The 12,619-nt window shown below is 60.4% G+C and carries 13 protein-coding genes; 9 read left to right on the forward strand and 4 right to left on the reverse strand.

Translation table 11 applies throughout. The features are described 5' to 3' along the window. Positions 1-46 precede the first annotated feature (46 nt). A complete protein-coding gene (locus VR71_RS12585; protein ID WP_045684455.1) occupies positions 47-916 on the forward strand; it encodes a PhzF family phenazine biosynthesis protein in 870 nt (289 codons plus the stop codon). Continuing rightward, positions 913-1,863 carry an ornithine cyclodeaminase family protein gene (locus VR71_RS12590; RefSeq protein WP_296430384.1) on the forward strand — a complete coding sequence of 317 codons (951 nt, stop codon included), beginning with the start codon at positions 913-915 and terminating at the stop codon, positions 1,861-1,863. Before VR71_RS12585 ends, VR71_RS12590 begins: the two co-directional genes overlap by 4 nt. A 269-nt stretch (positions 1,864-2,132) precedes the next feature. Here the strand turns inward: VR71_RS12590 and VR71_RS12595 are convergent, their stop codons facing one another. After that, positions 2,133-2,621 (reverse strand): dual specificity protein phosphatase family protein, encoded by a 489-nt coding sequence (locus tag VR71_RS12595; RefSeq protein WP_009817358.1) that lies wholly within the window; start codon positions 2,619-2,621, stop codon positions 2,133-2,135. Positions 2,622-2,814: 193 nt separating this feature from the next. Between VR71_RS12595 and VR71_RS12600 the strand changes: the two genes are divergently transcribed. The 4 genes from VR71_RS12600 (at position 2,815) to VR71_RS12615 (ending at position 6,104) form a co-directional block, all read left to right on the forward strand. Further along, on the forward strand, positions 2,815-4,578 hold the full coding sequence (locus VR71_RS12600) for a DNA polymerase III subunit gamma/tau (protein WP_045684457.1): 1,764 nt from the start codon (positions 2,815-2,817) through the stop codon (positions 4,576-4,578). 106 nt (positions 4,579-4,684) lie between these two features. After that, a complete protein-coding gene (locus tag VR71_RS12605; protein WP_040651261.1) occupies positions 4,685-5,029 on the forward strand; it encodes a YbaB/EbfC family nucleoid-associated protein in 345 nt (114 codons plus the stop codon). Between the two features lie 73 nt (positions 5,030-5,102). Further along, entirely contained in the window at positions 5,103-5,696 is a 594-nt protein-coding gene (gene recR / locus VR71_RS12610) for a recombination mediator RecR (protein ID WP_045684529.1), read from the forward strand. A 51-nt stretch (positions 5,697-5,747) separates the two neighbouring features. Next, the gene (locus VR71_RS12615; protein WP_045684464.1) at positions 5,748-6,104 is read left to right on the forward strand and encodes a DUF1294 domain-containing protein; all 357 of its coding nucleotides are present in this window, start codon (positions 5,748-5,750) and stop codon (positions 6,102-6,104) included. Positions 6,105-6,219: 115 nt separating this feature from the next. On the opposite strand, the gene VR71_RS12620 is transcribed toward VR71_RS12615, so the two are convergent. Then, positions 6,220-6,993 (reverse strand): DUF1013 domain-containing protein, encoded by a 774-nt coding sequence (locus VR71_RS12620; protein ID WP_045684467.1) that lies wholly within the window; start codon positions 6,991-6,993, stop codon positions 6,220-6,222. Between the two features lie 117 nt (positions 6,994-7,110). Between VR71_RS12620 and VR71_RS12625 the strand changes: the two genes are divergently transcribed. Both VR71_RS12625 and VR71_RS12630 read left to right on the forward strand, forming a co-directional pair. After that, positions 7,111-7,767 carry a ribonuclease T2 gene (locus VR71_RS12625; RefSeq protein WP_045684469.1) on the forward strand — a complete coding sequence of 219 codons (657 nt, stop codon included), beginning with the start codon at positions 7,111-7,113 and terminating at the stop codon, positions 7,765-7,767. A gap of 84 nt (positions 7,768-7,851) precedes the next feature. Beyond that, on the forward strand, positions 7,852-8,721 hold the full coding sequence (locus tag VR71_RS12630) for a DMT family transporter (RefSeq protein ID WP_045684471.1): 870 nt from the start codon (positions 7,852-7,854) through the stop codon (positions 8,719-8,721). Between the two features lie 20 nt (positions 8,722-8,741). Here VR71_RS12630 and VR71_RS12635 read toward each other — a convergent pair whose 3' ends face one another. Both VR71_RS12635 and aroC read right to left on the reverse strand, forming a co-directional pair. After that, entirely contained in the window at positions 8,742-9,377 is a 636-nt protein-coding gene (locus tag VR71_RS12635; RefSeq protein ID WP_045684473.1) for a LysE family translocator, read from the reverse strand. A 188-nt stretch (positions 9,378-9,565) separates the two neighbouring features. Beyond that, a complete protein-coding gene (gene aroC, locus VR71_RS12640) occupies positions 9,566-10,669 on the reverse strand; it encodes a chorismate synthase (RefSeq protein WP_045684531.1) in 1,104 nt (367 codons plus the stop codon). A gap of 262 nt (positions 10,670-10,931) precedes the next feature. On the opposite strand from aroC, the gene VR71_RS12645 reads away from it, so the two are divergent. After that, a complete protein-coding gene (locus VR71_RS12645; protein ID WP_009817349.1) occupies positions 10,932-12,575 on the forward strand; it encodes an ABC transporter substrate-binding protein in 1,644 nt (547 codons plus the stop codon). Positions 12,576-12,619 lie beyond the last annotated feature (44 nt).

Here is a 12,619-nt window from a genome sequence, read left to right on the forward strand (position 1 = left end):
TGAATAGACAATCATCTATATAGCCTTTCCACTATTCAGGTGCCATATGCCACTTTCCAGAACACCCTTCAACTTCATCCACTGCGATGTTTTCGCCGACAGGCCCTATTCCGGCAATAGTCTGGCGGTTTTCACAGATTGTGCGGGGCTGAGCGGGCCACAAATGCTGACCATAGCCCAGGAAATGCGGCACTTTGAGTCGATCTTCCTGAGCGAGGAAAACGGTCACATCTGCGCGCGGGTTTTCGACCTCTTCGAGGAGTTGCCCTTTGCGGGCCATCCGATCATCGGCGCGGCTTGTAGCTTGCACAAAGAATCGGGCACCGGGGACAGCCGAGAATGGAGCATCGGCCTGCAAGGCGGGAGGGAGGTCACTGTCTCGACGCAGCATCGGGATGGACGCTACTTCGGCACGCTGGATCAAGGCAGGCCGGAGATGATCGGCACGGTTGACACGCAGGAACGGCAGGGCATTGCCAGGGCCTTTAATCTGGACCAACTGGCGGACTTTCCGCTGGAGGTCATCTCCACCGGCCTGAAATACCTCGTCGTCCCCGTCGCCGGTGGGTTGAAGGACGCGCGGATCACTGTTCCAGATCTGGAGCGGACTCTGCATCGTCTCGGCGCGGAGTTTGCCTATCTGGTCGACGTAAACACCCTTGAAGGACGGCATTGGAACAACGACGGGATCATGGAGGATGTCGCGACCGGCAGCGCCGCAGGCGTTGTCGGGGCCTATGCATTGAAGCATGGTCTGGCGGAACCGGGCCGCAGCTTTTCCCTGAAACAGGGCCACTTCATGGGCCGGCCGAGCGAGATTATCGTAACGTCTTTCGGCACGCCAGACGATATCGCAAGGGTCACTGTCGCAGGGGAAGTCGCCCATGTCGGCCGAGGTAAAGTGATCGCGCCATGATCCCGGTTATCGGCCCGGATGCCATTCGCCCGCATTTGAGCATCACGCGGTTGATCCCTGCTGCGGAGCAGGCGTTCCGAGCGATCTCGGACGGCAGCGCGCAGGCGCTGGCCCATGTTCTGCATCCCAACGCGCTGGCCGATATTCATGTGAAATCGGCGACACTCCACGGTTGTCCAATCTTTACGGTCAAGATGGCGGGGTGGTCGCAAGTGCTGGCGGATCGGGGCGAACCGGCATCCAGCGGCATGATTGCGGTCTTTGACAGCGAAACCTGCAAGCCGCTGGCCATCCTGCAAGACGATCATCTGATCTCGGACTACCGGACCGCAGCGGCGGGGGCGCTGGTGGCCAGGCTGTTGGTGCCGCAGGAAGCCCGTTCTGCCTTGATCGTCGGGACCGGGACACAGGCTCGGCTGCAGGCTGAGGCCTTGCTTGCGGTGCGCGCCATCAAGATCCTGCACATCTGGGGGCGGGACCCGACCAAAGCCGGTGAGCTGTGCCGCGCGTTGGGCGCAGGCCTCACCGGGGTGGCCGTGCGAATCGCCGACGACCTGCCAGCGGCTGTTGCCCAGGCCGATGTGATCGTGACCGCGACCGGCGCAAAAGACCCCTTGATACAGGCCGGGTGGCTCAGGGCGGGTCAGCACCTCACCTCGGTCGGATCAGATGACATGACCAAATGCGAGATTGATCCGGCACTCCTCCAAGACGCGGAGGTTTTTGTCGATGCCAAGGTTTCGGCACTCAAATACGGGGCGCCAGCCCGTGCCATCGCGGCAAATTTGTTGCCCGAAGAAGCGCTGACGGAAATCGGATCTGTCCTGACCCGGGAAAGCGGGAACAGGCAGGCGACAACAGTGGCCTGCCTCTCGGGACTGGGCGTGCAGGATCTGACTACCGTGAATGCTTTTTGGGAAGAGCTTGCGTCAGCCGCAATCGGATAACTGCCGTTCAGTTGGACTGCAGAATTTTGCGAAATGGGCTCGTCCCCGGCTTTCGCCGCAACCTGCGCGAAGGTCCGATCTATCAATTTAGGTCAGCTGATGACGTGAAGCTCAAAGTTATCTGACGTTCGACATCAACCCTATTGGTCGGCTTGCCGTGATGGCCATCGCACGCGCTGTGATTTCAATTCGCGGGCACTTGCTCCGGCGTGTAGGTTTTGGACCTTACAAAATCACCTTACAAACCTTACGGATCTTACAGACTCAAATCACGCCCGTCCCCGCCGCGCCCAATTGAGTTGTGCATCAGTCTCAATCGCGCAGGGCCGAATATTTCTCAACCGCTCCAGTGCCTTATCCGCCCCCTCCCCGCTCTCGATCATCAACCGCAACGCCACCATACCCGACCGACCACAGCCGCCCCGGCAATGAACCAACACCCTCCCCCCCCCCGAAAGCGCCCCCCTGACGGCCTCACTGGCCTTATTCCATGCTTCAATTTGGTCATAGCTTGGGGTCCCGAAATCGGGAATTGGATAAGAGATCCAGCGCGTCCCAGACTCCTGAACATCTGCGGCTAGCCCCCCGGCCCCAACGGCCACCATCTCGGCCTCGGTGGTCAAGGAAATCACCAGCGCGGGCTTCCAGTCGCAGATATGCGCCAGATCGCCCGGATAGTCTCCACTCGCCCCCGGAAGGGGCGAAAGGGCCAATGTCCCCCCCCCGACCCGCAGGGCGTATATGATAAAATCACTCATTATTTCAATACCTTGCGCGCCATTCAAACTGGCGGGACCATCAGGCGCTCGACGCTCTCACCTCGACAATCCACGTCATGTCCTCCCTCATCCTTCCCTCAGCTTTGGCATATCCTATCAAAAAAGCAAGGTGGACGCCCTCCCTCCCCCGCCTTACGTTGTGTAATCATCCGAATCCCGCAAAGGCTCTTTCATGTCCGACACCCCCACCCCCGGCTATCAGGTTCTCGCCCGCAAATATCGGCCCGAGACCTTTGCCGATTTGGTGGGTCAGGACGCCATGGTCCGCACCCTCAAGAACGCCTTTCAGGCCGACCGCATCGCGCAAGCCTTTATCATGACCGGCATTCGCGGCACCGGAAAAACCACAACCGCACGCATTATTGCCAAGGGCATGAACTGCATCGGGCCTGACGGAATGGGCACCCCCACGACCGAGCCCTGTGGCGTCTGTGAACATTGCCGCGCCATTATGGAGGGTCGCCACGTAGATGTGATGGAGATGGACGCCGCCTCGCGCACCGGCGTAGGCGATATCCGCGAAATCATCGAAAGCGTGAATTATCGCGCAGCATCAGCACGTTACAAGATCTATATCATCGACGAGGTGCATATGCTCTCGGTCAATGCGTTCAACGCATTGCTCAAGACGCTGGAAGAGCCGCCCGCGCATGTGAAATTCATCTTCGCCACAACCGAGATCCGCAAGGTGCCGGTGACGGTACTGTCGCGCTGCCAACGCTTCGATCTGCGCCGCATCGAGCCTGAGGTGATGATCGCCCTCCTGCGCCGCATCGCAGACAAAGAGAGCGCACAGATTTCAGACGACGCGCTCGCGCTCATCACCCGCGCGGCGGAAGGCTCAGCGCGGGATGCAACCTCGCTGCTGGATCAGGCGATTTCGCATGGCGCAGGCGAGACGACGGCGGATCAGGTCCGGGCAATGTTAGGGCTGGCGGACCGTGGCCGCGTGCTCGATCTTTTTGACATGATCCTGCGGGGCGATGCAGCAGGCGCGCTCTCGGAACTCAGCGCGCAATATGCCGAAGGCGCTGATCCCCTCGCCGTGCTGCGCGATCTGGCCGAGATAACCCATTGGATTTCTGTTGTAAAAATCACGCCTGACGCGGCCGATGATCCCACCATCGGCCCAGACGAGCGCGCGCGAGGGCTGGAAATGGCCACGGCCTTGCCGATGCGCGTGCTCACCCGCATGTGGCAAATGCTGCTCAAGGCGCTGGATGAAGTGGCGCAATCACCCAATGCGATGATGGCCGCCGAAATGGCGGTGATCCGCCTCACGCATGTGGCCGACCTGCCCACGCCCGAGGATCTGGTGCGGCGTCTGCAAGACGCGCCACCAACCGGTCCGGGTGGCGGAGGCATGCGCACGCAACCTTCGCCAAACCAGACCACAGCTGCGCAAAGCGTGACTTACACTCAGACCCATTCCGGCCCCTCCGGTCCCGTCGCCCAAGGCAGTGCATCCCCGATGCTGGCGCAAGACCCGGAACAGGCGCTTGCCCGCTATCCGACGTTTGAGCATATGCTGGAGCTCATTCGCACCAACCGCGACGTGAAACTCTTACTCGAAGTCGAGGGGAATTTGCGCCTCGCCAATTACCGCCCCGGTCGGATCGAATTCACGCCCACGCCGGACGCGCCCGGCGATCTTGCTCAACGGCTGGGCAGCGCTCTGCAACGCTGGACCGGTAATCGCTGGGCGGTAACCGTTGTCAATTCCGCCACCGCCCCCACAATCCTCGAGGCGCGCAATGCCGCTGAGGATGCACTTGAGGCCGAAGCCCAACAGCACCCACTTGTGCAAGCCGTCTTTGCCGCCTTCCCCAAGGCCAAAATCGCCCGCGTCAAGACCGTGCAGGACATCGCAAACCATGCCGAAGCCGAGGCGCTGCCTGAGGTTGAGGATGAATGGGATCCGTTTGAAGAGGACTGAAAGCACCGCCTCTTGCCAGTCGCCTTTTGACAACAGATATGCTTAAAGGCGGAAAATCCATTCGATGGCTCTAGATCAATGGGCCAGAACCAAAGGAGATCACAGCATGTTCAAGGGTTTGGGCCAAATGGGCGATATGGCCAAGATGATGAAGGCCGCGCAGGAAATGCAAAAGAAGATGGCCGCGCTGCAAGACGAAATGCACACGATCATGGTGACGGGCGAATCCGGCGCAGGTCTGGTCAAGGCGACCTGCACGGCCAAGGGCGAGCTCAAGGCGCTCGACATCGACCCGTCGATCTTCAACTCCGATGACAAAGAGGTTGTCGAGGATCTGATCCTTGCCGCGATCAAGGATGCGCAAGCCAAGGCATCGGCCCGCGCCCAAGAGGAAATGGGCAAGATCACCGAAGGCATGGGCCTGCCCAAGGACATGAAGCTGCCGTTCTAGGCCACACCGTCCATCTTGCTGAAAATACGCACGAAATCAGCACCAACGCATGTTCCCTGATCGGACCCCGAGATTGAGCAGCACCCGCGAAATCGACGCTCTCATTGACATGATGGCCCGCCTGCCTGGACTCGGTCCGCGCTCGGCCCGGCGGGCAGTGCTGCATATGATCCGCAAACGCGCGCTGCTGCTCTCTCCTCTCGCGCGGCTGATGCAGATCGTAGCGGATACGGCCCGCGAATGTGCCACCTGCGGAAATATCGGCACCACCGAGATCTGCGACATCTGCGCCAGTGCAAAACGTGCCAATGGCCAAATCTGCGTCGTCGAAGATGTGGCCGATCTCTGGGCGATGGAACGCGGCCAGGCTTTCAAGGGGCGGTATCACGTGCTGGGCGGCACACTCTCGGCGCTGGATCAGGTCGGACCCGAGGTATTGCGCATTCCTGACCTGGTTGCGCGTGTCGAGTCAGAGGCGATCACCGAGGTTATTCTTGCGCTCAACGCCACTGTCGATGGTCAAACCACCGCGCATTACATCGCCGATCAACTGGATGGCAAAGTTACGCTCACGTCGCTTGCGCAGGGTGTTCCCATTGGCGGCGAGTTAGACTATCTGGACGACGGCACAATCAGCGCGGCCCTCTCGGCACGCAAGCGTCTGTGACACGCGTCCTTTTTTTCCAGCTCTACGTTCAATGGATACACAGTTCTTCTCATGGCCCCGCTTACCCTCGCTCTTATCTACCTCGCGGCGCTGAATTTGCTGACCTTGGGGCTGTTCTGGTGGGACAAACGCTGCGCCATCGAGCGGCGTTGGCGCGTGCCTGAAAGCACGCTCTTGACGCTCAGTCTGATCGGAGGCTCACTCGGGGCCAAGACAGGTCAGGGCATATTCCGTCACAAGACGCGAAAAGAACCATTTCGCACCTCGCTCAACGCCATTGCGGTCCTACATATCGGCTTTCTCGCGGCCCTCGTGTTGCCGGAATTTCGCGCCTCTGTCATGGAGCTGTTGACGCAAACCGCCGGATATGTGCTCGGCCTCGCCTACACTTGGGTCGTTTCGGCCTGAAACTTTGCCAAGCAGGTCTCGACGGCAGTGCAGGCGCATCCCAACCCGTAACACGACATGAAAAAGGCCCAAGAGTACATCCTGGGCCTTTTCGAACAGGGCGCGTCTGAGACGATTACCGGCGGCGTGAGCCGGTATCCTCATCCTCATCCTCGTCGTCATCATCATCCGAGGCTGGAAGATTAAAGAAGCTCTCAGCGTCGTATTTCTTTTCACGTTCTTCCGGGTGGTAGTCCTGCCCCAGAGTAAAGCTCTCCAACCCTTCGAGGGCTGTGGGGATACGCGGCTCGGCATCGCCACCAAGGCTCTGCTCGGTGCTCAGCAATTTGCGACGTTCATCATCGGTCAGCGCTGCACCTTCCTTGGCCTTTTTGGCGGCGGCTTTTTGCACGGCAGCATCCAGTTCGGATTGCTTGCACAGGCCAAGCGCCACCGGGTCGATGGGTTGGATATTGCCGATATTCCAATGGGTGCGCTCGCGAATCGCCTGAATGGTCGGTTTCGTTGTGCCCACAAGGCGCGAAATCTGACTATCGGCCAATTCTGGATGGAACTTGACCAGCCAAAGGATCGAGGCCGGGCGATCTTGACGCTTGCTGAGCGGCGTGTAGCGCGGACCACGCCGGGTCTCTTCCCCCTGAGCAGCGGCGTTGAACTTCAGCTTGAGCTTGTGCAACGGATTGGACTGCGCGCGGTCAATCTCTTCTTGCGTCAGCTGGTTATTCGCAATTGGATCAAACCCCTTGACGCCGGTGGCCACATCGCCATCGGCAATCCCCTGCACTTCCAATTCGTGCATGCCACAAAAATCGGCAATCTGCTTGAAACTGATCGTCGTGTTGTCCACCAGCCAGACGGCTGTGGCCTTGGCCATGATCGGCATAGACATCTCTCAGGTCTCCTTTACCCAAAACTTCCCCGTCGCCTGAAAGGGCGGTTCCGGCGGGCCGGAACGGGTTTCCATTGTAGGGGAACTTGGCGGCCTTATACTTGCCCTGCAAATAAAATGAAAGACCAAAGAATGCGCGCCCTTTTGCCTCTGTTTCTCTACTTGTGTCTTCTCCCTGCCTCTGCCGCCGCGCAATCAAACAGCTCAGGCGTTTTCGACTATTACGTCCTCAGCCTGAGCTGGTCGCCCACTTGGTGCGCGCTCGAAGGCGACGCACGCGGCGCCGCTCAATGCGCGGACGCGGCCGATACCGGCTGGGTATTGCACGGCCTCTGGCCGCAATATCATCGGGGTTGGCCAGAGCATTGCCAGAGCCCACATGCCCCACCCACCCGCACGATGACCCGCGCAATGGAGGATGTAATGGGAAATGCGGGACTCGCTTGGTATCAGTGGAAAAAACACGGCTCTTGCTCGGGGCTGCCCGCCGCTGACTACTTCGCCCTATCGCGCGAGGCTTATCGTCGGCTCTCGCGGCCAGAGGTGTTTCGCAAGCTCTCAAAACCGGTGAAACTGCCCGCCAAAGTGGTCGAAGAGGCGTTTCTCAAGGCCAATCCGGGCCTTGAGCCTGACATGCTGACGATCACCTGTCGCGCAGGACGCATCCAGGAGGCGCGCCTCTGCCTCTCGCGGGATTTGACCCCCGTGCCCTGCGGCGTCGATGTGGTGCGCGATTGCGCGCTGCGGGATGCGCTCTTTGATCCAATCCGCTGATCTCTCCGCATGCCCCCTTGAACCCCACCGGTAATTCCTGAATGGTCGCGCCAAACGCGCGCAGAAATCAGGGCAGGCAAAGACATGGACATCCGGGCAATCCTCATGGGGCTGGGCTTTGCGCTCATGTGGTCCTCGGCTTTCACCTCGGCGCGGATCATTGTCTCTGCCGCTCCGCCGCTCACAGCGCTTGGCCTTCGGTTCCTGATCTCGGGCCTGATCGGCATAGCCATCGCCCTGTTACTGGGGCAAACGTGGCGTCTCACGCGGGCACAATGGCGCGCCACTATCATTTTCGGAATCTGTCAGAATGCGCTCTATCTCGGCCTGAATTTTGTCGCCATGCAGACGATCGAGGCCTCCTTGGCCGCGATCATCGCCTCCACCATGCCGCTCATCGTGGGCTTTTTCAGCTGGATCTTTTTGAAGGAGCGGCTTGGAAAGGTTGGAATCATGGGGCTCTTTGCCGGGCTTGGCGGCGTGGTGATCATCATGGGCGCGCGGCTTCAGGGGGGCATGGACCTCTATGGCGTGGGTCTCTGTGTGATTGCGGTGTTTGCACTGGCCTTTGCCACGCTGGCGGTGCGCGGCGCGGCATCGGGGGGCAATTTCCTGATGGTTGTAGGCTTGCAGATGATGGTGGGCGCGGTCCTGACCGGCTCCATCGGCCTTGCCACTGAACCCCTCGTAATCGACTGGAGCACGCAGCTTGTGGTGGCCTTCCTCTACACCACGCTGATCCCCGGCCTCGCCGCCACGCTGGTCTGGTTTCTCTTGGTCGAGCGGATCGGCGCCACCCGCGCCGCCACCTTCCATTTCCTCAACCCGTTCTTTGGCGTGGCCATCGCCGCGATGCTGCTCAATGAGGCGCTGCGGTTGGGCGACCTGATCGGCGTGCTGGTGATCATGGGCGGGATTCTGGCGGTGCAACTGTCACGGCAAGGGCGGATTTGATCCATTCACCGGCAACGCCCTTAGGTCTCGGACATCGCAAGTTTGAAAGCGGCAAAGCAAAAGAACAAGCCCAGAGTTGCTTCTATCCAGCGCCGGCCGGCGGCATAGGCTGTGCGGACAGGCGCTGCCGACAATGCCACGGCCCAAGCCCCGTGGCATCCGAAGGAAATTGCAAACGCTCCGGCGAAGAAGAGCGTCACCACTCCGGCCCCGGCACCCTCAACTGACCCGATAGAGGCAATCGCGATCCAGAATGCAATCGCCTTGGGATTGGTAATCTGCAACAAGTAACCAGCCATGAAATGCCGCAGCGGTGAACGACGTTCGGCGTTCAGAGGGCGCAGAGCGGGTGGGTTCAACGCCTTTTGAAACGCCCCCCATGCAAGATAGAGAAGATAGGTGGCCCCAATGACGCGCAGAGCGCTCATCGCCCAGGCAGCCTGTGACAGGATAAGGCCGACCCCCAACATGGTTAGAATGTTGATTGTTGTGCTTCCGACGGCAACCCCCAACGTCGCCATCAGCGCTGGCCGGCGCCCATGTTCGGTGGCAATCCCAATCAACATGGCCACGGATGGCCCCGGCGAAGACGCTGCGACCAAAAGAATGGCGTAGGCAGCCAAGATGCCGGGCAAGTACAAGGCAAGGTCGGTCATGGTGATTTCCAATTGATTTCCGGTATGCTCATTTCTGCGGAAAACCGACCCTCTGTCCAGCGCCAACACTTCGCTATATATCGAAGTATGCCTGAAATCAACGAGGGAGCATCCCACCCCCAGAATCCGCCACTTGCCACCATGACCTCTGGCGTAGGTAGCAGCCCGTCCCTATCAGAAAAGCGAGGTCAGCCGATGCGCCCCCGCGGCCCATCCCCTACCTGCCCACGATGCAAAAGCAGGTGATCGAGTATCACGCAGGCCATCATCGCCTCGCCCACCGGCACCGCGCGAATACCGACGCAGGGATCATGCCGCCCCTTGGTCACGACCTCGATGGGGTTTCCATCCACGGTGATCGACTGGCGCGGGGTCAGGATTGATGATGTAGGCTTGACCGCAAACCGCACAACGATCTCCTGGCCTGTCGAAATCCCACCAAGAATACCCCCCGCATGGTTCGAAGCGAAATGCGGGCCATTCTCGCCCATGAAAATCTCATCGGCATTGGCGCTGCCGGTGAGGCGCGCCGCCGACATGCCTTCGCCAATCTCGACGCCTTTGACGGCATTGATTGACATCATCGCGGCGGCCAGATCCGTATCCAGCTTACCATAGATCGGCGCGCCAAGCCCCGCAGGCACGCCGCGCGCGACGACTTCGATCACCGCGCCGACCGAATCGTGCTTCTTGCGCAACGCTTGCAGATAGTCTTCCCACGCAGGCGCCGCCGCCGCATCGGGCAGCCAGAAATCATTGCCGTCAATCGCGTCCCAATCGAACCGCGCGCGGTCCAATTCCATCTCGCCCATGGCGACCATGTAGCCCTTGATCTCGATCTCCGGCACCAAGGCCGCAAGCGCGGCCCGCGCCACACCGCCCGCTGCCACCCGCGCCGCCGTTTCCCGCGCCGAAGACCGCCCGCCACCGCGCGGATCACGCAGACCATACTTGAGGTGATAGGTGATATCGGCATGGCCGGGGCGGAACGTCTTGGCAATCTCGCCATAATCGCGCGAGCGTTGATCGGTGTTCTCGATCATCAACTGGATCGGCGTGCCCGTGCTCTGGCCCTCGTAGACGCCTGAGAGGATGCGCACCGCATCGGGCTCGTTGCGCTGCGTCATGTTCTTGTTCTGGCCCGGACGGCGCTTGTCCAGCCAGAGCTGCAACATCGCCTCATCCAGCGCCACGCCCGGCGGGCAACCATCGACCGTAGCACCCAAGGCAGGGCCGTGACTTTCGCCCCAAGTGGTGAAACGAAACAGATGACCAAATGTGTTGAGGCTCATGCGCAAGGCTCCTTTGTCGTTCATCTAGCCTCGGCTTGTCCGCGCCTCAAGCCATTTTGGCGGGCATTTGTCGCAAACAGGCGATCCATGGGATCGAATCGCGATAGTCTCTTGCTCGGGATGGGCTGGCGGAGCGGTATAAACCGAATGACAGCGGCACGTTCAAAAAACACTGGCGCAGGGCACGGACCCTGCTAACACTACCGGCAAGACTGTCCAAAAACGACAGCACACCGACAACAAACTCAACAGGGAGAAGATAATGACCAATGACACCTCGCACGACAACGTGCGCCCGGTCGTCCGCAAGATGGCCGAGGACACCCGCGCCGGCAAGATGAGCCGCCGCGAATTCGTGGCGCTTGCTTCGACCTTCGGCGCATCCTCTGCCGCAGCCTACGGCCTCCTTGGCCTTGCGGCACCCGCCCCCGCCTATGCTCAAGAGGGCAAGACAGGCGGCGTGTTGCGCGTGGCCAGCCGGGTAATGGACATCACCGACCCGCGCAAATATGCGTGGTCCGAGCCGGGCAACCTGGCCCGTCAATTCTGCGAGCCGATGGTCCGCTGGGCCTCGGATTTCACCTTTCAGCCGATGCTGCTCGAAGCGTGGGAGGTCAGCGACGACGCCAAGACCTACACGCTCAAAGTGCGCCAGAATGCGGTCTGGAACAACGGCGACGCCTTTACCGCAGATGACATCATCTACAATCTCAACCGCTGGTGCGACAAGGCGGTCGAGGGCAATTCCATGGCCTCGCGCATGGGCACTCTGATCGACCCCGAGACCAACAAGGCCATTGATGGCGCCATCGAGCGCGTCGATGATTTCACCGTTCGCCTCAACCTGCCGCGCCCTGATATCACCATCATCGCGGGCATGTCGGACTATCCCGCGCTCTGTGTGCATTCGAGCTTTGGAGAAGATGGCGATCTGGCCAAAGCCCCCATCGGCACCGGCCCGTTTGAGCTTGTTTCGATCGAGATCGGTGTTGCTGCGGAATACAAGCGCCGCGAGAATGGCAAATGGTGGGGCGGCGATGTCTATCTCGACGGCATCCGCTTTATCGACTTTGGCGAGGACAACGCCTCGATCGTTGCTGCGTTTGACGGCGACGAAATCGACATCAACGACGAATCCACGGCCGATTTCATCGAATCCTACGACGCACTTGGCCTGACCAAACAGTCCAAACCCACGGCCAACACCATCGTCGCCCGCATGCGCGCCGATACCGCGCCCTATGACAGCAAAGACTTGCGTAACGCCATTCAATTGGCCTGCGACAATGCCGTGCTCTTGGCGATCTCGATCAATGGCGAGGGTGTGCCTGCGGAAAACCACCACGTTGCCCCGTTCCACCCGGAATATGCCGAACTGCCCGCTATCGCGGCAGACCCGGCCAAGGCCATCGAAATGGCACGCGCTGCGGGCCATGGCGATACAGAGATCGACATCATCTCGATTGATGGCGATTGGCGCACCACGACCACCGATGCCATCGGCGCGCAACTGCGTCAGGCCGGCTTCAACGTCAAGCGGACCGTGATCCCCGGCTCGAGCTTCTGGAACGACTGGACCAAGTATCCGTTCTCGACCACCAACTGGGGGCCGCGCCCCTTGGGTGTGCAGGTGCTGGCACTGGCCTATAAATCAGGCGAAGCGTGGAACGAATCCGGGCACGCCAACCCAGAGTTCGATGCCCTGCTTGACGAGGCGCTCGGCATTTTTGACGCAGACAAGCGCCGCGAATATTCCGCCAAGCTGCAAGCGATGTTGCAAGACAGCGGTGCGGTGATCCAGCCGTTCTGGCGCAATCAGGCGCTGCACCACACCGACAAGGTCAAGGGCGTGCAAGCGCATCAATTCCGCGAAATGCATTACGAGCAGGTCTGGCTCGACGTCTGATCGCCCCCGCCTGACAGATCGGGCCGCCCATGACGGGCGGCCCG

It is taken from the genome of Roseovarius sp. BRH_c41, from assembly GCF_000961715.1.
Lineage (GTDB): Bacteria > Pseudomonadota > Alphaproteobacteria > Rhodobacterales > Rhodobacteraceae > Roseovarius.